16 protein-coding genes, 9 tRNA genes and 1 pseudogene are annotated in these 22352 nt (G+C 60.3%); 23 read left to right on the top strand and 3 right to left on the bottom strand.

Translation table 11 applies throughout. From position 1 onward, the window contains the following. Nucleotides 1-21: 21 nt before the first annotated feature. On the bottom strand, nt 22-1110 hold the full coding sequence (prfA, locus tag ACTG1K_RS19060; RefSeq protein WP_042061304.1) for a peptide chain release factor 1: 1089 nt from the start codon (nt 1108-1110) through the stop codon (nt 22-24). Nucleotides 1111-1161: 51 nt separating this feature from the next. After that, nucleotides 1162-2421: a glutamyl-tRNA reductase gene (gene hemA / locus ACTG1K_RS19065; RefSeq protein ID WP_139476479.1), complete on the bottom strand. Its 1260-nt coding sequence runs from the start codon at nt 2419-2421 to the stop codon at nt 1162-1164. Between the two features lie 126 nt (nt 2422-2547). Between hemA and lolB the strand changes: the two genes are divergently transcribed. The 15 genes and pseudogenes from lolB (at nt 2548) to ACTG1K_RS19140 (ending at nt 10366) form a co-directional block, all read left to right on the top strand. Further along, nucleotides 2548-3126: a lipoprotein insertase outer membrane protein LolB gene (gene lolB, locus ACTG1K_RS19070; RefSeq protein ID WP_005353907.1), complete on the top strand. Its 579-nt coding sequence runs from the start codon at nt 2548-2550 to the stop codon at nt 3124-3126. Further along, nucleotides 3126-3996: pseudogene (gene ispE, locus ACTG1K_RS19075) on the top strand (4-(cytidine 5'-diphospho)-2-C-methyl-D-erythritol kinase). The gene lolB and the pseudogene ispE overlap by 1 nt, the downstream one beginning before the upstream one ends. Then, nucleotides 3976-4050 (top strand) — tRNA-Gln (locus tag ACTG1K_RS19080). Before ispE ends, ACTG1K_RS19080 begins: the two are co-directional and overlap by 21 nt. A 195-nt stretch (nt 4051-4245) precedes the next feature. Beyond that, complete coding sequence (locus ACTG1K_RS19085; protein ID WP_005343846.1) at nt 4246-5193, top strand: ribose-phosphate pyrophosphokinase; 948 nt, start codon at nt 4246-4248, stop codon at nt 5191-5193. Between the two features lie 116 nt (nt 5194-5309). After that, entirely contained in the window at nt 5310-7298 is a 1989-nt protein-coding gene (locus ACTG1K_RS19090; protein WP_440006383.1) for a bifunctional metallophosphatase/5'-nucleotidase, read from the top strand. A gap of 218 nt (nt 7299-7516) precedes the next feature. Further along, the gene (gene pth, locus ACTG1K_RS19095; protein ID WP_058059203.1) at nt 7517-8113 is read left to right on the top strand and encodes an aminoacyl-tRNA hydrolase; all 597 of its coding nucleotides are present in this window, start codon (nt 7517-7519) and stop codon (nt 8111-8113) included. A 116-nt stretch (nt 8114-8229) separates the two neighbouring features. Continuing rightward, on the top strand, nt 8230-9321 hold the full coding sequence (ychF, locus tag ACTG1K_RS19100; protein ID WP_005353921.1) for a redox-regulated ATPase YchF: 1092 nt from the start codon (nt 8230-8232) through the stop codon (nt 9319-9321). Between the two features lie 234 nt (nt 9322-9555). After that, nucleotides 9556-9632, top strand: a tRNA-Met gene (locus ACTG1K_RS19105). A gap of 8 nt (nt 9633-9640) precedes the next feature. Next, a tRNA-Gln gene (locus ACTG1K_RS19110) sits at nt 9641-9715 on the top strand. A 46-nt stretch (nt 9716-9761) separates the two neighbouring features. After that, a tRNA-Gln gene (locus tag ACTG1K_RS19115) sits at nt 9762-9836 on the top strand. A 46-nt stretch (nt 9837-9882) separates the two neighbouring features. Then, nucleotides 9883-9957, top strand: a tRNA-Gln gene (locus ACTG1K_RS19120). A 39-nt stretch (nt 9958-9996) separates the two neighbouring features. Further along, nucleotides 9997-10073, top strand: a tRNA-Met gene (locus tag ACTG1K_RS19125). A 10-nt stretch (nt 10074-10083) separates the two neighbouring features. After that, nucleotides 10084-10158: transfer RNA gene (locus ACTG1K_RS19130), tRNA-Gln, on the top strand. Nucleotides 10159-10197: 39 nt separating this feature from the next. Then, nucleotides 10198-10274, top strand: a tRNA-Met gene (locus ACTG1K_RS19135). Between the two features lie 8 nt (nt 10275-10282). Beyond that, a tRNA-Leu gene (locus ACTG1K_RS19140) sits at nt 10283-10366 on the top strand. Between the two features lie 218 nt (nt 10367-10584). On the opposite strand, the gene ACTG1K_RS19145 is transcribed toward ACTG1K_RS19140, so the two are convergent. Continuing rightward, nucleotides 10585-12417: an SLC13 family permease gene (locus tag ACTG1K_RS19145; RefSeq protein WP_425854939.1), complete on the bottom strand. Its 1833-nt coding sequence runs from the start codon at nt 12415-12417 to the stop codon at nt 10585-10587. Between the two features lie 262 nt (nt 12418-12679). Here ACTG1K_RS19145 and pnuC point away from each other — a divergent pair, with 262 nt between their 5' ends. From pnuC to nifJ, 8 genes are all read left to right on the top strand, one after another. Beyond that, on the top strand, nt 12680-13396 hold the full coding sequence (gene pnuC / locus ACTG1K_RS19150) for a nicotinamide riboside transporter PnuC (RefSeq protein ID WP_440006386.1): 717 nt from the start codon (nt 12680-12682) through the stop codon (nt 13394-13396). Between the two features lie 3 nt (nt 13397-13399). Beyond that, nucleotides 13400-14125 carry a nucleoside phosphorylase gene (locus ACTG1K_RS19155; RefSeq protein ID WP_429216140.1) on the top strand — a complete coding sequence of 242 codons (726 nt, stop codon included), beginning with the start codon at nt 13400-13402 and terminating at the stop codon, nt 14123-14125. A gap of 105 nt (nt 14126-14230) precedes the next feature. Continuing rightward, nucleotides 14231-14902 carry a Crp/Fnr family transcriptional regulator gene (locus ACTG1K_RS19160; RefSeq protein ID WP_440006388.1) on the top strand — a complete coding sequence of 224 codons (672 nt, stop codon included), beginning with the start codon at nt 14231-14233 and terminating at the stop codon, nt 14900-14902. Between the two features lie 42 nt (nt 14903-14944). Further along, a complete protein-coding gene (gene yqfB, locus ACTG1K_RS19165; protein ID WP_440006390.1) occupies nt 14945-15271 on the top strand; it encodes a N(4)-acetylcytidine aminohydrolase in 327 nt (108 codons plus the stop codon). A gap of 87 nt (nt 15272-15358) precedes the next feature. Beyond that, on the top strand, nt 15359-16279 hold the full coding sequence (locus ACTG1K_RS19170; RefSeq protein ID WP_440006392.1) for an alpha/beta hydrolase: 921 nt from the start codon (nt 15359-15361) through the stop codon (nt 16277-16279). Nucleotides 16280-16340: 61 nt separating this feature from the next. Then, nucleotides 16341-16721 (top strand): DUF1622 domain-containing protein, encoded by a 381-nt coding sequence (locus ACTG1K_RS19175; protein ID WP_127005888.1) that lies wholly within the window; start codon nt 16341-16343, stop codon nt 16719-16721. A gap of 200 nt (nt 16722-16921) precedes the next feature. Then, a complete protein-coding gene (locus ACTG1K_RS19180) occupies nt 16922-18562 on the top strand; it encodes an alpha-glucosidase (protein WP_440006394.1) in 1641 nt (546 codons plus the stop codon). Nucleotides 18563-18790: 228 nt separating this feature from the next. Continuing rightward, entirely contained in the window at nt 18791-22336 is a 3546-nt protein-coding gene (nifJ, locus tag ACTG1K_RS19185; protein WP_440006396.1) for a pyruvate:ferredoxin (flavodoxin) oxidoreductase, read from the top strand. The last annotated feature ends 16 nt before the right edge of the window (nt 22337-22352 follow it).

The raw sequence follows: 22352 nt of genomic DNA on the forward strand, positions 1-22352 counted from the left end.
CTTGCCGGATCACCATTTGCATCAGTTGTTCTCGGCCAGCGAGGCGAGCTGATCGGCCTGATACTCCTGCACCAGCGGGGTGATAACGCAGTCCAGATCCCCTTCCAAAATTTCGGAGAGGCGATAGAGGGTCAGGTTGATGCGGTGCTCGGAGAGGCGACCCTGCGGGTAGTTGTAGGTACGAATGCGCTCGGAGCGATCACCGGAGCCCACCAGATTGCGGCGGGTGCTCTGCTCGGCGGCGCGGTGGCGCTCATCCTCGGCCGCTTGCAGGCGGGCGGAGAGCACCGACATTGCCTTGGCGCGGTTCTTATGCTGGGAGCGCTCGTCCTGACACTCCACCACCAGCCCGGTCGGCAGGTGGGTGATACGAATGGCCGAGTCGGTCTTGTTGACGTGCTGACCACCGGCACCGGAGGCGCGGAAGGTGTCGATCTTCAAGTCGGAAGGGTTGATCTCGATCTGCTCGGCTTCCGGCACTTCCGGCAGCACGGCGACGGTACAGGCGGAGGTGTGCACGCGGCCCTGAGATTCGGTCTCCGGCACCCGTTGTACCCGGTGACCACCGGATTCAAACTTGAGGCGGCCATAGACGCGCTCGCCGTCGATCTTGGCAATCACCTCCTTGTAGCCACCATATTCACCATCGTTGCAGCTGACGATGGAGACGCGCCAGCCCTGACGCTCGGCAAACCGTGAATACATGCGGAACAGGTCACCGGCAAAGATGGCCGCTTCGTCGCCACCGGCACCGGCGCGGATCTCCAGATAGCAGTTGTTGTCATCCTTGGGATCCTTGGGCAGCAACATCAGTTGCAGCTCCTGCTCCAGCGCCTCCAGATTGGCCTTGGCCAGCGGCAGCTCCTCCTGCGCCATCTCGCGCAGGTCGGCATCCTCCTCCTCCAGCATCATCTGGGTGGTCTCAAGATCATCCTGCGCCTGACGGTAACGCTGGAAGGCGTGAACGATATCTTCCAGCTGGGCATATTCGCGGGTCAGGGCGCGGTAGCGATCCTGATCCGAGACCACATCCGGCTCGCCGAGCATGGCCTGTACTTCTTCGTGGCGCTCGATGAGGCCTTCCAGCTTTCTGATCAGTGACGGATTCATAACTCTTGCATTCTCAATGGAGGACGAGACAACCGGCAGGTTGCCCGAAAATTATGGCTCTTGTGACAACCCCAGCGCCTGCCGCAAGCGGGAGAGCTCGCTCTGATCCCCCTGGGAGGCAGCCTGGCGCAACGCCTGGGTCGGCGCGTGGATCAATTTGTTGGTGAGGCGATGGGCCATCGCCTTGAGCGCCTGTTCGGCACTCTCACCCTGCGCCAATGCCAGCAGGGCCCGTTGCAACTCTTCATCAGCCACTTGCTGTGACTGATGGCGGTAATCGCGAATGAGGTCGACCGAGCTCTGGCCACGATACCAGCCCATAAACTCGTCGCGCTCTTCCTGCACGATCACTTCCGCCTGCGCGGCAGCCCGTTTACGGGTTTCGAGGTTCTGCTCAATGATCCCCTGCAAATCATCCACCGTGTAGAGATAGGCATCGGAAAGCTCATCGACTTCGGCTTCGATGTCGCGCGGCACGGCAATATCCACCAGAAACATGGGTTTGAAGCGGCGGGCCTTCAGCGCGCGCTCCACCATCCCCTTGCCGATGATGGGTAAAGGACTGGCCGTCGAGCTGATGACAATATCCGCTTCGTGAAGATAATCGGGGATCTCTTCGAGGGTCATCACCTGGGCGCCAAATTCGGCTGCCAAGGTCTGGGCGCGCTGCAGGGTGCGGTTCGCCACCATCATCTTGGTAACGTTCTGCTCGCGCAGATGACGGGCCACCAGTTCGATGGTCTCCCCCGCCCCGACCAGCAATACCTTGGTCTGGGAGAGATCGGAGAAGATCCGCCGACCCAGGCTGACGGCGGCAAAGGCCACCGACACGGCACTGGCGCCAATCTCGGTATCGGTGCGCACTCTTTTCGCCACCGAGAAAGATTTCTGGAACAGCCGCTCCAGCGCCCCCTTCACCGACTCCGCCTGCTGGGCATGGGCGTAGGATTGCTTGATCTGCCCCAGGATCTGCGGCTCCCCCAGCACCAGCGAGTCGAGCCCGCACGCTACACGCATCAGGTGGCGCACCGCCTCTTCATCGTGATGCTGATAGATGGCTGTGACCAGTTCGGCAGCGTCCAGCCCGTGGAACTGCTGCAGCCAGCGCAGCACTTGCTCCTGCCGCGCCTCCTCCAGATTGCAATAGAGTTCGGTCCGGTTGCAGGTGGAGACGATCACCGCCTCGCTGACACCGGGTTGGCTCACCAGCTCACGCAAGGCGCGATCGATGCAGTCCGGGCCAAAGGCGACCCGTTCCCGCAAGGCGACACTGGCGGTGTTGTGGTTGATTCCGAGGGCAAGCAAACTCATGAGTGGGCGACGATCATTTCATACGCTGGGTGCAAAGGCTGCCAATTGTACGAGAAAGGGTAAGTCTTTAAAAGCAATACGGCCGCCCCGTATACTGTGGCAAATTCCTCTCTCTGGAGCCGTCTCTTGCTGCTACGTATTTTTACCCTCACCTGCCTGCTGTTGCTGGCCGGTTGTGCCACCACCCAGCCCCAGCGTGATCAGGTGAACTGGAACCAGGAGCGGACCCGCCTCGAGCAGCTGACCCATTGGCAGCTCTCCGGCAAGATGGCCATCATCACGCCACAGCAAAAGGGCAGCGCTCGTCTCAACTGGCAGCAGGATGGAGAGGATTATCGCCTCAACCTCACCAGCCTGATTGGCACCAGCATTCTGGAGCTCTCCCGCAGCAAGGGGGAGATCACCCTGCTCGACAGCGACGGCAATCGCCACCAGAGCCAGGACGCCGAAGCGCTCATCTATCAACTGACCGGCTGGAATATTCCGGTTGCGGGATTACCGGAGTGGATCAAGGGGCTGCCGGGTCAGGCGGAGTTTGAACTCAACCCCGACAGCAGTCTGGCCAGCGTGCGCGACGGCCAGTGGCAGATCGTCTATGGCGATTATCGGGATCAGGATGGCTACCGCCTGCCGCACCAGCTGACCATGACCGGCCAGAACAGCCGCCTCAAGCTTCAGATCAACCAATGGACTCTTGCACGTTAATGGCTTCCACACGCTGGCCGGCACCGGCCAAACTCAACCTGTTTCTACACGTCAATGGCCGTCGTCCCGATGGCTATCACGAGCTGCAGACCCTGTTTATCTTCCTCAACCACAGCGACTGGCTCGAGTTCGAGGTGATACCGAATAGCGACACACTCACCCTGAGCCCGGCCATTCCCGGGGTGCCGGATGAGCAGAATCTGATTATTCGGGCGGCACGGCTGCTGCAAACAACCCTGCCGAGCCCGCAAGGTGCCCATATCCGGCTGGAGAAAGTGCTGCCCATGGGGGGCGGCATTGGCGGCGGTTCGTCCGATGCAGCGACCACGCTGGTAGCGCTTAACCACCTCTGGCAAGCGGGTTTGAGTGAAGATGAACTGGCAGCGCTTGGCGTCCAGCTGGGGGCCGATGTGCCGGTGTTTGTCCGTGGCAAGGCGGCCTTTGCAGAAGGAGTGGGCGAGCGGCTGCAACCGGTCGAACTGCCCGATGCCTGGTATCTGGTGCTCAAGCCCGATTGCCATGTAGCGACCGCAGCCGTATTCCAGGATCCGGACCTGCCGAGAGCCACGCCGAAAATGGCGCTGGACAACCTGCTGGAAGGCGAGTGGAAAAACGATTGCGAATCACTGGTGAAAAAGCGCCACCCCGAGGTTGCCAATGCGCTCGGCTGGTTGCTAGAATACGCGCCGTCAAGAATGACGGGCACAGGAGCCTGCGTCTTTGCTCAATTTGAAGACGAAGTGACTGCTCGGGAAGTGTTGGCCTGCGTGCCGAAGGGACTTGATGGGTTTGTCGCCAAGGGCGAGAACATATCACCTCTCTTCTCCACATTGCAACAGTTCAAATGATTGGGGTATCGCCAAGCGGTAAGGCAGCGGGTTTTGATCTCGCCATTCCTAGGTTCGAATCCTAGTACCCCAGCCAATTTTACCGAACGGTATTGATGATGATTAACGTGGCCGGTTTTGCACTCGGCCACGGATTCGGGTTACCGGTATCATCACAATCATTGGGCAGCAGACACCTTGTACGTTATCTTGATAAATCGTTTGCCCCAAAACGATAGGGTCTGATTTCAGACTCCCCCACATACTGGATGCAACCCCGAGGTTTCAAACCGTGCCTGACATGAAGCTGTTTGCTGGTAACGCAACGCCGGAACTAGCCCAGAAGATCGCAGATCGCCTGTTTATCAAACTCGGCAATGCTGCCGTAGGTCGCTTTAGCGACGGCGAGATCAGCGTACAGATCAATGAGAATGTACGTGGTGGCGATATCTTCATCATTCAATCCACCTGTGCCCCGACCAACGACAATTTGATGGAATTGATCGTCATGGTGGATGCTCTGCGTCGTGCTTCAGCTGGCCGTATCACTGCCGTTATCCCCTACTTTGGTTATGCCCGTCAGGACCGTCGCGTCCGCTCCGCCCGTGTACCCATCACCGCCAAGGTTGTCGCTGACTTCCTCTCCAGCGTAGGTGTGGATCGCGTGCTGACCGTTGACCTGCATGCCGAGCAAATTCAAGGTTTCTTCGATGTTCCGGTAGACAACGTGTTCGGTAGCCCGGTGCTGCTGGAAGACATGAAGTCCAAGAACCTCGAGTCTCCTGTCGTTGTCTCCCCGGACATCGGTGGCGTCGTGCGTGCCCGCGCCATCGCCAAGCTGCTGGATGACACCGACATCGCCATCATCGACAAGCGCCGTCCCCGCCCGAACGTCTCCCAGGTCATGCACCTGATCGGTGACGTTGCCGGCCGCGACTGCATCATCGTTGATGACATGATCGACACCGGCGGCACCCTGTGCAAAGCCGCAGAGGCCCTGAAAGAGCGCGGTGCCAAGCGTGTATTCGCCTACGCTACCCACCCGGTCTTCTCCGGTTCAGCCGTCGAGAACATCAAGAACTCCGTGATCGATGAACTGATCATCACCGACTCCATCCCGCTCACTGCGGAGATGAAAGCGGTCGGCAAGGTCAAGCAGCTGACGCTGTCAACTGTACTGGCCGAAGCCATTCGTCGCATCAGCAACGAAGAGTCCATCTCTGCCATGTTTGAGCATTGATAGATTCAGCAATAACGAAAACCGCCATCAGGCGGTTTTCGTCTTTCTGGACCTTCTCTTTCCAACTTTCTGCTATCTGGTACGACCCTGCCCCCGGCAGGCTTAAGGATTTACCCATGAATTGCTTGCGTCCCCTCCTGCTCGCGACCCTTACCTCCGCCCTGTTCGCCTGTCAGCCCGCCAAAGAGAACCCGCCCTTCGTGCTGACCCTGGCTCACATGAACGACACCCACTCCCAGTTTGATCCGGTCAATGCCGAGCTCAAAGGGCAGATCTTTGCCCAGCAGGGGGAGACGGACACCCTCTATACCCGCTTTGGCGGTTATCCGCGCCTGCTGACCATGGCGAAAGCCTATCAGGCCGATGCGCTGGCCAAGAACCAACCCTTGCTGCTGCTGCACGGCGGCGATGCCTGGCAGGGCAGTGGCTACTTCAAACTCAACGAGGGGATGGCCAACGCCGAGTTGCTGAGCCAGTTCGGCCTCGATGCCATGGCGCTGGGCAACCACGAGTTCGATCTGGATAACCAGAAGCTGGCCCGCTTCATCGAGGGGGTCAACTTCCCGGTGCTGGCCGCCAACCTCGACACCAAGGCCGATCCGGCCCTCAGCAAGGCTGACAACCTCAAGCCCTTCGTGGTCTACGCCTTTGACGGCAACCAGAAGAGCCCGGTCACCGATCTCGACAACCTGCCGCAAGGCAAACAGCTGGTCGCCGTCATCGGTCTGGTACTGGAAGACATGGGTAATATCGCCCCCAACGTCGGCAAACTGCGCTTTGGCAAGGAGGTCGCCTCGGCTCAGGCCACGGTGGATATGCTGCAAGCCAAGGGGATCCACCAGATCGTGGCGCTCACCCACATCGGCAACGAGCGGGATCTGGCGCTGGCCGCCAAGGTAAACGGCCTCGATGCCATCGTCGGCGGCCACTCCCACAGCCTGCTCGGCGATTTTCGTAATATCGGCTGGGGCAAGACCGGCGATTACGCCAAGCTGGTGACCAATCCGGATGGCATCGGCAAAACCTGCGTGGTGCAGGCGGGCTCCTACGCCCAGGCCATCGGTCTGGCACAGGTGACCTTTGACAGCCAGGGTCAGGTGACCGACTGCCAGGGCCACAACAGCCTGCTGGCCAGCCGCGACTTCTTCGCCGATGCGGCGCGCAAGCAGGCGCTCGACGACGCCCGCAGCAAAAAGGCGAGCCAGTTTGTCGACAACCAGCCCAATCTGGTGACCGTGGATGAAGATCCGCGCCTGCGCGGCATCATCGACAGCCACTACAAACCGGCGCTGGAGAAAGCCTACGGCCCGGTGATCGGCACCATCCCCGAGCAGCTGCAAAATGCCCGTCGCCCCGGTGACAACGGCAGCGACAGCCATGGCTCCGACGTGGCGCCGCTGGTTGCCGAAGGGGAGTTCTACTGGGCCAATACCCCAGCAGTGCAAGCCCTGACCGGCGGCCCGGTCGATTTTTCTCTGGTTGCGGTGGGCGGCGTGCGCGCCGACCTGCCTGCTGGCGAATGGCGTGAGGGGGATAGTGCCCTCACCCTGCTGCCGTTCAAGAACCAGCTCTCGGTGCTGACCCTGACCGGCGCCGAGGTACGCGCCCTGCTGACCGAGACCATCACCGCCACCCTGCCCGCCAGCGCCCATGCCGGCAAGTTCCCCTATGGCGGTCACCTGCGTTACACCTTCCAGGAGACCGACGCAGGCAAAGCGGGCACCCTGACCCAATTGCAGCGCAAGACCGCAAGCGGCGAGTGGCAGGATCTGGTGGATAGCCAGCGCTATCGGGTGGTGATGAACGCCTACAGCGCCAACGGCAACGATGGCTGGCAAGCACTGGCCAATGCCCAGCGCCAGAAGAGCGAGCGGGTCGATATCGCCAGCGTCAATGGCAAGCTGACCGCCTTCCCGGTGCTGAAGGTGGCACAAAACGGCGAGCTGCTGAGCGCCGTCTATGCCCCGGGCCAGCCCCTCGATTGCAAAGCCAGCGGCGTGGATTGCGGCACCGATGCAGCCTCTTTCGTGGAGTATGTACGCGATGCCCGTCCCACCCTGACCGCACTGGATGAAGAGACCGTCACCCTGCTGCGTGCCAAATAACGACGGTAGTCAACCGGGCACAATCCATCGGCAATCTGAAACGGGCCTCTTGCAAGAGGCCCGTTTGCCCACCGTTAGCCACCCATTGGCCGCAATAATGCTGCAAATCCCGCCATAACATGCGCATTGGTTGAGTGATCGCCACTCGGCGGCTAGAATATTGCGTCCTATTGCCCTGGGTAGTGTGCCCACGGCAGCTGCGAGTGAAGACATCAAGCGTGACAAGCGAAATCAAACTGATCGTCGGACTGGGCAACCCCGGCCCGGAATATGCCAAGACCCGCCACAATGCGGGCGCCTGGTATGTGGAGCAACTGGCCCGCTGGCACAATGTCAGCCTGCGTGAAGAACCCAAGTTCTTCGGCCATACTGCCCGCATCCTGGTCGAGGGGCAGGATGTGCGGCTGCTCATCCCGAACACCTATATGAACCTCTCTGGCAAGGCGGTGGCCGCACTGGCGCGTTTTTATCAGATTGAACCGGAAGCGATACTGGTTGCCCATGATGAACTGGATCTGCCGCCTGGCATCGCCAAGTTCAAGCAGGGTGGTGGTCACGGTGGCCATAACGGCCTCAAGGACATCATCGCCAAGATGGGCAACAACAATAACTTCTTCCGGCTGCGTCTCGGGATCGGCCATCCCGGCAGCAAAGAGCAGGTGGCTGGCTTCGTCCTGACCAAGGCCCCCAGCAGTGAACAGAACCTGATCGACGCCGCGCTGGACGAGTCCCTGCGCGCCACCGACATCCTGTTCAAACAAGATATGACCAAGGCCATGAATCGCTTGCACAGCTTCAAGGCGGAAAAGGGTTAGGTCGGTTTGACCCTGTACGGGCATTGTGCCGGTACATGAGCAACGACCAGAACAAGCATGACATGGGCCGCCTGCGGGCGACCCCCAACAGCATCCATCAAGTAAGGTAACAATCCATGGGTTTTAAATGCGGTATCGTGGGCCTGCCCAATGTAGGCAAATCCACCCTGTTCAACGCGCTGACCAAGGCCGGTATCGAAGCCGCCAACTTCCCGTTCTGCACCATCGAGCCGAACACAGGTGTGGTGCCGATGCCGGATCCCCGCCTCGATCAGCTGGCTGCCATCATCAATCCGCAGCGCGTTGTGCCGACCACCATGGAATTCGTCGACATCGCCGGTCTGGTTGCCGGTGCCTCCAAGGGTGAAGGTCTGGGTAACCAGTTCCTGGCCAATATCCGTGAAACCGAAGCGATCGGCCACGTAGTGCGCTGCTTCGATGACGAGAACATCATTCACGTTGCCGGCAAGGTCTCCCCTGCCGACGACATCGAAGTGATCAACACCGAGCTGGCCCTGTCGGATCTGGACGCCTGCGAGCGCGCCATTCACCGTCAGTCCAAGCGCGCCAAAGGCGGCGACAAGGATGCCAAGCTGGAAGTGGAAGTGCTTGAGAAGATCAAGGTCGCACTGGAAAACGGTCAGATGATCCGCGGCATGAAGCTGGATAAAGAAGAGCTGGCCGCCGTGAGCCACCTCAACTTCCTGACCCTGAAACCCACCATGTATATCGCCAACGTGGCGGAAGATGGCTTCGAGAACAACCCCTATCTGGACAAGGTGCGTGAAATCGCCGCCGCCGAGAACGCTGTCGTGGTCGTGGTCTGCTGCGCCATCGAAGCCGACATCGCCGAACTGGACGATGAAGATCGCGCCGAGTTTATGGCTGACCTTGGCATCGAAGAGCCGGGCCTGAACCGCGTTATCCGCTCCGGCTACCAGCTGCTCAACCTGCAGACCTACTTCACCGCCGGTGTGAAAGAGGTACGCGCCTGGACTATTCCGGTCGGTGCCACTGCCCCGCAAGCGGCAGGCAAGATCCACACTGACTTTGAAAAAGGCTTTATTCGCGCCCAAACCATCGCCTTTGAAGACTTTATCAACTACAAGGGTGAGCAAGGCGCCAAGGAAGCGGGCAAGATGCGCGCTGAAGGGAAAGATTACATCGTCAAAGATGGCGATATCATGAACTTCCTGTTCAACGTCTAATCCCATGACAGGCCAGCATTTGCTGGCCTGTTTTTTATCTGCCATTGCCCGGGCAATCATGGCAATGTCTTAAAAAAAAGCAGATTGTTGGGCTTTTGCGCAACAGAGACCAATAACTGGTCAAACGCACTCAAATTGCGTTTTTCTGGCAAAAAAAGGGTTGACGCCCCAGAGCCAGATACGCATAATTCGGCCCGCACGGTGACGAGGTAACGACTCACCGGAAGCAAGGTTGGCTATGTAGCTCAGTTGGTTAGAGCATCGCACTCATAATGCGGGGGTCACAGGTTCGAATCCCGTCATAGCCACCATCTCTAGTTGGGGTATCGCCAAGCGGTAAGGCAGCGGGTTTTGATCTCGCCATCCCTAGGTTCGAATCCTAGTACCCCAGCCATTTTTAAAAGTTCTTTGCCAGTCTCGCGACTGTTGAGGAGCGCTGTTGGGGTATCGCCAAGCGGTAAGGCAGCGGGTTTTGATCTCGCCATCCCTAGGTTCGAATCCTAGTACCCCAGCCATTTTTAAAAGTTCTTTGCCAGTCTCATGACTGTTGAGGAGCACAGTTGGGGTATCGCCAAGCGGTAAGGCAGCGGGTTTTGATCTCGCCATCCCTAGGTTCGAATCCTAGTACCCCAGCCATTTTTCTGTTCTCTTCCACATCAGTGGTCGATAACAAACGGCTATGTAGCTCAGTTGGTTAGAGCATCGCACTCATAATGCGGGGGTCACAGGTTCGAATCCCGTCATAGCCACCATTATTTCTGTTGGGGTATCGCCAAGCGGTAAGGCAGCGGGTTTTGATCTCGCCATCCCTAGGTTCGAATCCTAGTACCCCAGCCATTTTTCTGTTCTCTTCCACATCAGTGGTCGATAACAAACGGCTATGTAGCTCAGTTGGTTAGAGCATCGCACTCATAATGCGGGGGTCACAGGTTCGAATCCCGTCATAGCCACCATTAATATTGCGGAAGTGGCGAAATTGGTAGACGCACCAGATTTAGGTTCTGGCGCCCTAGGCGTGAGAGTTCGAGTCTCTCCTTCCGCACCATTAATAGCAGTACCAAACAGACCAGCTCACGCTGGTTTTTTTGTGTCTGAAATTTGCCTCTCCCCAGTTTTTCTCTCGCTCCTCTATTAACCCAGCTCCACGTTAATTCACGTTCACGTCCCTCTTCATTTATTCCGAGCACGCCTTGCTATTCTTGTCTCCCGGCCACAAAAAAGCGGCCCGCAGGCCGCTGGTGCACACATTCATCATCCCGGTTATCAGAACGGGAAGAACCAGGGGATCGCTACCACGCTCACCGCCATCACCAACAGGGTGAATGGCACCCCGATACGGATAAAATCGGCAAACTTGTAGTTACCCGGCCCCAGTACCAGGGTATTCACCGGTGACGAGACCGGCGTCATAAAAGCGGCCGAGGCGGCGATGGCAATGGTCATGGCAAACGGATAGGGTGATACCCCCATCTGTTGCGCCGTGCCCAGCGCAATGGGTGCCATCAGCACAGCAGTCGCGGTGTTGGAGATAAAGAGCCCGATCACCGCGCAGAGGGCAAACAGGCTGGCCAGCATGACCCGCGGCCCCATCTCCCCTACCGCATTGATCAGACCACCGACGATCAGATCCACCCCGCCGGTTTTTTGCAGCGCCAGCGCAAAGGGGAGCATGCCGACGATGAGGATCAGGGTCGGCCAGTGGATCGACTTGTAGGCACTCTCCATATCGATGCAGCGAAACTTGCCCATCAGCAGACAGGCGATCAGCGCGGCAATCACGTTGGGCACCGGATCGGTCACCATCAGCAGGATCATCACTCCAAGACAGAAGAGGGCATGGATCGCCTGGCTGCGGGCGGGGGCCATCTCGTCCACTTCAGCGGGCAACCCCATCAGCAGAAAGTCGCGGCTATGGGTCTGCAACTGTCTGATGTGGCTCCAGTTTCCTACCACCAGCAGTGTATCCCCCATCTGCAGCGGCTCGTCCACCAGCTTGCCTGCCAGCGCTTCACCGTCGCGGCGCAGCCCCACCACGCTCAGACCATAGCTGGAGCGGAAGGTCACCTCACGCACGCTTTTACCCAGCAGCTTGGACTCGGGGATCAGCGACACCTCGGCCATTCCCACCTCCCGCGCCTGATCGGAGAAGTACTCCCCGCGCAGGATCATCGGCTCGAGCCGCGCCTCGCTGCAAAACGCCCGCACATCCACCTCGGGGTCTGACATGTCGATCAGCAGCACATCCCTGGCCTGGAACTCACTGATCCCCGACACCGGCACCATCACCCGGCGGAACTTGCGCCAGCGCTCCACCCCGATGATGTGGGCACCATAACGGGCACGCAGTTGCAGTTCGTCCAGGGTGTGACCAATCAGCGGGGAGTCCGGCCGCAGCGCCAGACGACGGGCCCTACCGGCCAATCGGTAGTCTCGGATCAGATCGCGCAGGGTGCGGCGCCCGGTCGGCTTGCCCTTGCCCTCTTCCCCTTCGCCCACCAAGGAGCCGCGCACCAGCAGCATGTAGAGGATGCCCAGCCCCAGGATCAGCACGCCCATGGGGGTGAAATCGAAGAACCCGAAACCATGTATGCCGTGGCGCATCAGCTCGCTGTTAACCACCATGTTGGGGGGCGTGGCCACCAGCGTCATCATGCCGCTGATCAGCCCGGCAAAACCGAGGGGCATCATCAGGCGACCGGCCGGGATCCCCATCCGGTTCGCCACACTCAGCACCACCGGGATAAAGATGGCCACCACCCCGGTGCTGCTCATCACAGCCCCAAGACTTGCCACCGCCACCATCAGCAACACCAGCAGCTTGGTCTCGCTGCTGCCCGCCACCTTCACCAATGCATCCCCCACCTGATAGGCGATGCCGGTGCGCACCAGCCCCTCACCCACCACAAACAGGGCGGCAATCAGAATGACGTTGGGATCGCTAAAGCCCGCCAGCGCCTCCGGCAGGGTGAGGGTGCCGCTCAGCACAAAGAGGATAATGATCAACAGGGCGACCACGTCCATGCGCACCTTGTTGGTCATAAAAAGATAGATGGCGCCAGCCAGCAGACAGAGCACCCAGACAAGCTCGGAATTCAATGCAACCTCCTTTTTCACGTGATTCTCCTCCCGGAGAGTGGACTCTATCAGACCACAGCTATGGCGCTATCATCTTGCTACATATCAATAAAGTCCGGCCCATCGGGACCCCATAACCCATCACTGCTGGAATAACCGGGCAGCAGCGGCGATTTCTTTGATATGGGCCAAGCCCGGTGCGGACAAAAGTCCTGCCCCTACTCCCCCTCACCCCTTAGAATGGCGCCCTCGCATACTAACCCTCATGTCCAAGGATCAGAAAATGAGCATATTCGAGCTGTTCAGCATCAATAACACGCTAGTGACCATACCGCTGGGTGGCGGCTATGCCATGTCATGGATTGAAGCCATCGGCACCCTGTTCGGGCTGGCCTGTATCTGGTTCGCCAGTCAGGAGAAGACCATCAACTACCTGTTTGGCCTGATCAACGTCAGCCTGTTTGCCATCATCTTCTTCCAGATCCAGCTCTACGGACTGTTGATGCTGCAGCTGTTCTTCTTCTGCGCCAACGTCTACGGCTGGTACGCCTGGACCCGCCCGGCCAACGATCAGGGGGATACCCTGCAGATCCGCTGGCTCAGCAAATCCAAACTGATGGTGACCGCCGCCGTGAGCGTGCTAGCCATCGCTCTGCTGACCTGCTATATCGACCCGGTCTTCGCCACCCTGGCGCGCACCTCGGTCTCCCTGCTCAACCTGTTTGGTGCCAACCTTGCTACCCCCGAGCCTTCACCCGATGCCTTCCCGTTCTGGGATGCCAGCATGACGGTGCTCTCGGTGGTCGCTCAGATCCTGATGACCCGCAAATACGTGGAGAACTGGATCCTCTGGGTCGTCATCAACATCATCAGCATCGGTGTCTATGCCGCGCAGGGCGTCTACGCCATGTCGCTGGAGTACCTGATCCTGCTGTTTATCGCCGCCAACGGCACTCGCCTCTGGGTGATTGCCGCCAAGCGCCAGCCACAAGGTCTGTAAGCCATGAGTCTGTTACCCCATCTCCAGTGCCGCCCCGACCAGATTGCCGAGCGGGTGGTACTGTGCGGCGACCCGGCCCGGGTCGATCGCATCGCCAGCCAGCTCGAACAGTGTGAAGTGCTGGGGCAAAACCGGGAGTTTCGCCTCATCAACGGCCGCTATCAGGGGCTGCCCATCACGGTTTGCAGCACCGGCATTGGCGGCGCCTCGGCCATCATAGCGCTGGAGGAGCTGGTGCAAGCCGGTGCCCGCTCGCTCATTCGGGTCGGCTCCGCCGGTGCCCTGCAGCACGACATCGGCCTTGGCGACCTTATCGTGGTGGAAGGGGCGGTACGCAATGAGGGCGCCTCGCAGGCCTATCTGCCCGCCGAGTACCCCGCCTGCGCCGATATCTGGCTGCAAGCGGCCCTGCTCAATCAGGTGGCGGCCAGCGGCCAACCTCATTGGCACGGGCTGGTGCGCTCCCACGACAGCTTCTATCGGGATGACGAACAGGAGGTGTGCCGCTACTGGCATGCCCGTGGCGTGCTCGGCGCTGACATGGAGACCGCCTCCCTGCTGACCGTGGGTCGCCTGCGCAAGGTGCGGGTCGCCGCCGTGCTCTGCAACGTGGTGCTGTTCGAGCAGGATGTGCAACAAGGGGTGGCGGATTACGCCAGCGCCGAACAGGCGATGATGGCCGGTGAGCAGCACGCCATCGCCGCCGCCCTCCACGCGTTGGTGCAATAAAACGCAAACCGTTAACTGCGGCACATCCGCTACCGTGCGGGCTGGTATCCGGCCCGCACTCTTGCTAGCCTCATGGCCCTCGTCATCCGGTGCGACAGGCAAGTCATGCAGCAACAGCCCTACCCCCTCGGCCGTTTTCACGCCGAACTCCAGCAGCTTGAACCCCGCTTTGCCGCGGCGCTCGACGCCTGCACCCTGTTTCTGCGCCGCTACCTGCCGGGCGAATTGATCATGCGCCAGGGGGAGCAGAGCGAGCAGCTCTATCTGGTCGAACATGGTCGGGTCTCCCTCAATAGCGCCGTCCACTCGGGCCGCATCTTCCAGCTCGGCGAGATTGAGTGTCACAGCCAGATCTTCGGCGAGATGGAGTTCTTCAGCGCCACCCCGGTGCAGTGGAACGTGGTGGCCGAGACCGAGCTGGATGCCAGGGTCATCTGCGCCCACAAACTGGCCCAGCGCCTGCTGGCAGAACCTGAGTTGACCCTCTTTTTTGCCGCCGCACTTGCCAGCGACTATCTCGACACCCTGGAGATCACCACCAGCCGACTGCTCCACCCCATCGCCTACAACATCGCCTATGAGTTGTGGCGCGAGCGCCAGCGCACTCCGATGCTGGGATCACGCAAGCGGGCCCACGAGGCGGCCCGCTTCGGCACCACCGAGCGGGTCTACCGCCGCGCCCTCAAGGAGCTGATCGAGCAGGGCATAGTTGCCGACGGCAGCAATGGCCCCGTTATCGCCGATCTGGCCAAGCTGCGCGCCTATCTCGATCTTTGATTTCCATTCACCTCATTTCAATTCACCCTGTCAGGAGTCACCATGTCTGCTCATTCCTATCCCGAATTCACCTTCTTCAGCCGCTTCGTTGCCGATATTCAGGCGGGCCGCAAGACCATCACCATCCGCGACGAGAGCGAGGCCAACTGGCAGCCCGGCCAACGTCTGGCGCTGTTCACCAACCCGGAGCACCAGCCCTTTGGCACCATCGAGGTACTCTCCGTCAACACAGTGGCCTTCGATGAGCTCAATGACGAGCACGCCCGTCAGGAGAACATGACCCTCCCCGAGCTCAAACAGGTGATCCGCGATATCTACCCCGCTCTGCCGCCGCTCTATGTGATTGAATTCCAGCTGCTTGAAGTCTGATTTTGTGAGCTGCCTCAGCTAACGCCGGTTGCGCTCTCTGGCTAAAAGCGCAAAATAACTGTTTTTATATACAGTCATTAGTGCGTTATGGAAACACAACTTGAACCGGCCATTGCGGCCATGGTGACAGAGTTCATTGCCGCAGGCCGCCCCAAGGCGAGCAGCCTGAGCTGGCAGGAGCGGCGTGAAGGCTATCTTGCTTCAGCCATATTGGGTGGTGAACAGGAGGAGGTTGGCGCTGCCGAAGAGTGGCAAAACGGCCATTATGCCGTTCGCCTTTATCAGCCAACGTCCACCTCAAGTGCAAGCCGTCCGGCCCTGATCTACTTTCATGGCGGCTGTTTTGTCAGCGGTGAGTTCGACACTCACGACCGCCAGATGCGCATGCTGTGCAATCGCGCCGAGGCACTGGTGTTCGCGGTACATACCCGCCTTGCCCCTGAACACACCTATCCTGCAGCACATGACGATGCACTGGCAGCCACGCTCGCCATCATGGCCGATGTGGAGAAATGGCATGGGGATCCGGCGCGGGTTGTCCTTGCGGGCGACAGTGCTGGCGGCCACCTCGCCCTGATCACCACCTTGCGACTCAAGGAGCGAGGGGCCCCCTTGCCTGCCGCCCAACTGCTCATCTATCCGATGCTCGATGCTGCGGGCAACAGTGACAGCTATCGGCAGCTAGGGGATGACTACCTCATCACCCGCGACATGCTGTTAAGCGGTTTTCACGCCTATCTGGGGGAGCAGCCCGCCACTCACCCCGAAGCAAGTCCGCTCCATCATCCAGCCCTGTCAGGATTACCGCCGACCCATATCGTAACGGCGGAATATGATCCGCTGCGCGATGAAGGGGAAGCCCTCTATCGCAAACTGCTGCAAGCCGGTGTCACGGCTACCTGTCAGCGGCAACTGGGCGTTATACACGGCTTCTTCCAACTGGCCGGAGTCAGCCCCGCGGCGCGTCAGCTCATTGAACAGCTCTCACAGATTATCAGGAGACTCTGATTTGGCCTTTGCCGAGCGATGTGTTAATAGTGTCCTCTTTTGAATCAGGGAGGTGACCCGAGTGTTTGAGATAGCGAGCCTGAAAGAGGGGATGATGCACGGAGTCGAGCTGTTCCAGCTGCTGTTGGAGATCATCTCCATCGCCTGTGTGGTCATTGGCCTTGGCAAGACCCTCTGGCTGGCGGCACGGGTGCGGGATCACCAACCCGGCTTTCCGCGCATTCGCCTCTGTTTCGGCAGTTGGCTCATCTTGGCGCTGGAGTTCCAGCTCGCCGCCGACATCCTGGCCACTACGGTCGCACCGAGCAAGGAGGAGCTGATCCGCCTTGCCATCATCGCGGTGATCCGAACCTTCCTGAACTACTTCCTCGGCAAGGAGCTGGAAGCCCAGACCGAACGCCAGCAGGAGCAGCGCAGCGAGCAGGCCAAGGCTGCTCAATAACCAGTATTCCTGCATAGCATCAACGCTAAGTGCCGTGCCATCCCGACCACAGCCGTGGCCCGGGATGGCACCTTTGTGACCCTTCCCGCACTTTTGGCAATCAGCCAATAATGGAACCCTTTTCAAGGTTTCCCCTGCCCTGTCGAGTACCCGTTCATCTGCGTAAGATAGAAAATCTTCTCCCCCAACCGGCCAAGCTGATGAATACGCACTCCCTTCACACGCCCGATATCGACCTCGATAGCTGCGTCATCTACCAGATCTACCCCATGAGTTTTCAGGACAGCGATGGCGACGGCATGGGCGATATCAACGGCATCCGTCAGCGCCTCGACTATCTGGCCACCCTCGGGGTCGATATGCTCTGGCTCACCCCCATCTATCGCTCCCCCAAACGGGACAACGGCTACGATGTGGCGGACTACCGTGCCATCGACCCCGCCTTCGGCACCCTGACCGAGATGGAGCAGCTGATCGCCGAAGCGGCCGCTCACGGCATCGGCATCATGATGGATATCGTCGCCAACCACACCTCCACCGAGCACGAGTGGTTTATGAAGGCACTGGCCGGCGATCCCCGTTATCAGGGTTATTACGTATTCCGGGATCAAGCCTTTGTCGATGCTCACCCCATTACCTCGATTTTTGGCGGCAGCGGCTGGCAGTACGTGCCAGCGCTTGATCGCTACTACCTGCACAACTTTGATGCGAGTCAGGCCGATCTGGACTGGGACAACCCGGCGGTGCGGGCCGAAATGGCAGAGGTGATCAACTTCTGGCTGGGCAAAGGGATCAAGGGATTTCGCTTCGATGTGATCGACATGGTGAGCAAGGAGTGGGACCGGCTGGCCATGAGCAATGGCCCGCGCCTGCACGACTATATCCGTGAACTCAATGAGGCCAGCTTTGGTAGCAAGGGGATCATCACTGTCGGCGAGACCTGGGGAGCCGATCTTGCCCATATGCAGAACTATTCGAACCACGATGGCCGTGAGTTCAGCATGGTGTTCAACTTCGAGCATCTGGGGCTGGGCAGTGACAAGTGGTCATCCCGCTTTGATCCCCTCGCCTTCAAGCGAGCCATGGCCCGCCACCAGCAAGGGCTACATGGCCGTGGCTGGAACAGCCTGTTTCTCGGCAACCACGACCTGCCTCGCGCCGTCTCCCGCTTTGGCGATGACAGGCCAAAGTGGCGGGAAACCAGCGCCAGGCTGTGGGCCATGGTGCTGCACATGATGCAGGGCACCCCCTTCATCTATCAGGGGGAGGAGCTCGCCATGACCAACCGCCACTGGCAGCCGGGCGAGCTGCGCGATGTGGAGGCCATCAACTACTGCGCCAGCCACTCAGGGCTGGCTCCTTCCGAGCTGAGTCGGCGGCTCGATGCCATTGGCCGCGACAACGCCCGTACCCCGATGCAGTGGGACGCCGGCCCCCACGCCGGATTCAGTACGGCCACGCCCTGGATTGTCCTCAACGCCAATCACGTCGAGATAAATGCCGTCGAGCAGCTGGCCCGTCCCGATTCCCCGTTTCACTGCTATCGCCAGCTTATCGCCCTGCGCAAGGCTCACCCTGTAGTTCGTCACGGCAATTTCGAGCTGCTGGATGGGGATGATCCCGAGCGCATCAGCTATCGCCGCAACTGGCAGGATCCGGCAAGCGGAGATCGGCACACCCTGCTGCTGCTCGCCAATCTCACGGCCAATCCCTTGACGATGCCCCACTTCGACAAGGTGACAGACGAGATGCGGTTGCTGCTGGCCAATTACCCAAACGAACCGCGGCCACTCTTCGCCCCTTATCAGTGTGCCATCTGGCTGCAAGTGGAGCAGGGTTAACCCCGTGTTGACGGGCCATACCAATGGCCCGTCAGCCACCTCCCGTCGGCTGTCAGCAGAAAATCACGCTCCCACGCGACAGGATTAAATTAACCACTATTACTGACTTATTAATTGATTATTTATCCCGTTTGATACGCTCTCATTGCCCCTCTTACTATGCCTGCGACCTATCCATTGCCGATGCAACTATCGGCCTTCAAACTGGCATAGCAAAGTGGAAAACAGATGATCACCACAGACGGGAATAACGCAGTCGCCTCGGTGGCGTACCGCACCAGCGAAGTCATCGCCATCTACCCCATCACCCCCAGCTCGGCCATGGCTGAGCAGTCGTCGGCCTGGTCGAGCGAGCGAGGCAAGAACCTGTGGGGGGATGTGCCCCGGGTTGTCGAGTTGCAATCGGAAGGGGGGGCCATCGCCGCCGTCCACGGCGCCCTGCAGACCGGCGCGCTGGCGACCTCGTTTACCTCGTCGCAGGGTTTGCTGCTGATGATCCCCAACCTCTACAAGCTGGCAGGTCAGCTCATCCCCTTCGTACTGCATGTGGCGGCGCGCACCGTGGCGACCCATTCGCTATCGATCTTTGGCGATCACTCGGACGTGATGGCGGTGCGCCAGACCGGCTGTGCCATGCTCTGTGCCAGCAATGTGCAGGAGGCGCAGGACTTTGCCCTGATTTCGCAGATAGCGAGCCTCAACAGCCGCCTCCCCTTTATCCACTTCTTCGACGGCTTTCGTACCTCTCACGAGATCGCCAAGATAGCGCCGCTCGCTGACGACACCCTGCGCGCCCTGCTGCCCACCGATGCCATCCGTGCCCATCGCGACCGAGCGCTCACCCCCGACAAACCGGTCATTCGCGGCACCGCCGCCAACCCGGACACCTACTTCCAGTGCCGGGAGGCGAGCAACCCCTGGTATGACGCCGCCTATGGCCATGTGAGCGAGGCGATGCAGGCTTTTGGCAAGCAGACCGGCCGCCACTACCGGCCATTTGAATACGTTGGCCACCCGCAGGCGGAGCGGATTGTGGTGCTAATGGGCTCGGCCATCGGCACCTGTGAAGAGGTGATCGAGCGCCTGCTGGCCCAAGGGGAGAAGGTAGGTCTGGTGAAGGTGCGCCTCTACCGCCCCTTCTCGGCCGAGCACCTGTTGGCCATGATTCCCGAGAGTGCCCGCTCCATCGCCGTGCTGGATCGCACCAAGGAGCCGGGCGCACAGGCCGAGCCCCTCTATCTCGACGTGATGACGGCGCTGGCCGAAGCGGTCAGCCGGGGCGAGCGGGCAAGCCTGCCGCGGGTCATCGGCGGCCGCTACGGCCTCTCCTCCAAGGAGTTCGGCCCCGCCTGCGCGCTGGCGGTGTTTGCCGAACTGGCGCAAGAGAACCCGCGCCCGCGCTTTACCGTTGGCATCTTCGATGACATCACAGGTCTCTCGCTGCCGCTGGCCGCGCTGGATTCGCAAAGCCTCATTCACGGCCAGCAACACAAGCTGGAGGCGCTCTTCTACGGCCTTGGCAGCGATGGCACCGTCTCGGCGGCCAAGAACAGCATCAAGATCCTCGGCAACCACACCGACCTCTATCCGCAGGGCTATTTCGTCTACGACTCCAAGAAGGCTGGCGGTCTCACCGTCTCTCACCTGCGGGTGGGCGAGCGGCCGCTGCAATCGGCCTATCTGGTGGAAGAGGCGGACTTTATCGGCTGCCATCAGTGGCAGTTTGTCGACAAGTACCGGATGGTGGAGCGCTTGAAGGCGGGCGGCATCTTCCTGCTCAACACCCCCTACAGCGAAGCGGAGATCTGGCAACGACTACCCAGCGAGGTGCAGCATGCCCTGCGCGAGAAAGAGGCGCGCTTCTACATCATCAACGCCGCTAGGATTGCCCGCGACTGCCAGCTCGGCAACCGCATCAATACCGTGATGCAGATGGCCTTCTTCCAGCTCAGCGTCATCATTCCCCCTGCAGAGGCGACCAGCCTGCTGAAGCAGGCCATCGCCAGCAGCTATGGCAGCAAGGGGCAGACGCTGGTCGAACGCAACTGGCAGGCACTGGAGGCAACCTGCGCCGCCCTGACCCGGGTGCCACTTGGCGAACTGGATCCCGCCAGCCGCCCGCGCCCGCCGGTGGTTTCGGCCAAGGCCCCCGATTTTGTCCAGACCGTCACCGCCGCCATGCTGGCTGGGCTGGGTGACAGCCTGCCGGTCTCCGCCTTCCCGCCGGATGGCACCTGGCCGGTTGGTACCACCCGCTGGGAGAAGCGCAATATCGCCAAGGAGATCCCCATCTGGGAGGCGGCGCTCTGCACCCAGTGCAACTACTGTGTCGCCGCCTGTCCCCACTCGGCCATTCGCGCCAAGGTGGTGGAACCGGATGCACTGGCCGCAGCTCCCGCCACCCTGGATGCGCTGGATGTGAAATCCCGCGACATGCGCGGCCAGCAGTACGTGCTGCAGGTAGCGCCAGAGGATTGCACCGGCTGCAATCTCTGCGTTGAGGTGTGCCCGGCCAAGGATCGCAGCAACCCGGATCGCAAGGCGATCAATATGGCTTCACGCCTCGATCACCTCGATGGGCAGAAGGCCAACTACGACTTCTTCCTCGACCTGCCAGAGCGCAGCGTCGAGCAGCTGGAGCGCATCGACATCCGCACCTCCCAGCTCATCTCGCCGCTGTTTGAATACTCGGGCGCCTGCTCCGGCTGTGGCGAGACTCCCTACATCAAGCTGCTGACCCAGCTCTATGGCGATCGGCTACTGATTGCCAACGCCACCGGCTGCTCGTCCATTTATGGCGGCAACCTGCCTACCACCCCCTACACCACCAACGCCGACGGGCGCGGGCCGGCATGGGCCAACTCGCTGTTTGAAGACAACGCCGAGTTCGGACTGGGCTTCCGTCTTACCGTCGATCAGCACAGGGAGCGGGTGCGCCGTCTGCTGGCGAGCCTGGGCGACACCATACCGGCAGCGCTGCGCGAGGCGCTCGGCGACGCCACTCTGCCGGTTTCCGAGCAGCGGGCCCATATCCAGCAGTTGCGGGAGCTGCTGCAAGAGAGCAAGACTCCGGAGGCCCTTGAGCTGGCTCGCGATGCAGACTATCTGGTGGAAAAATCGGTCTGGCTCATCGGCGGCGATGGCTGGGCCTACGACATCGGCTTTGGCGGGCTCGACCATGTGTTGAGTCTGGGGGAGAACATCAATGTGCTGGTGCTCGACACCCAGTGCTACTCCAACACCGGCGGCCAGCAATCGAAGGCGACGCCACTCGGGGCCATCACCAAGTTTGGCGAGCAGGGCAAACGCAAGGCACGCAAGGATCTCGGTGCCAGCGTGATGATGTATGGTCACGTCTATGTGGCGCAGATATCCCTCGGTGCCCAGATGAACCAGACGGTAAAAGCGATTCAGGAGGCGGAAGCCTATCCGGGCCCCTCGCTCATCATCGCCTACAGCCCATGCGAGGAGCATGGCTACGACATGGCCGAGAGCCATGAGCAGATGAAGCAGCTGACAGCCACCGGCTTCTGGCCCCTCTACCGCTTCGATCCGCGCCGCGCTGACGAGGGCAAACTGCCGCTGGCGCTCGACTCGCGAGCCCCCAATGCCTCGCTGGCCGAGACCTTGCGCCACGAGCCCCGTTTCCGGCGGCTGGAGCGCCAGCAGCCAGAGGTAGCCAGCCAGCTCTATGAAGAGGCGGAGCAGGAGGCCAATCGCCGCTTCGCCTGGCTGAGCCAGCTGGCAGGCAAGGAGAGTCCGGCGCAGGAGTAACTCGCGCATGGCTTGA

This window comes from Aeromonas sp. 102P (genome assembly GCF_051920345.1).
GTDB classification, from domain to species: Bacteria; Pseudomonadota; Gammaproteobacteria; order Enterobacterales; family Aeromonadaceae; genus Aeromonas; species Aeromonas veronii.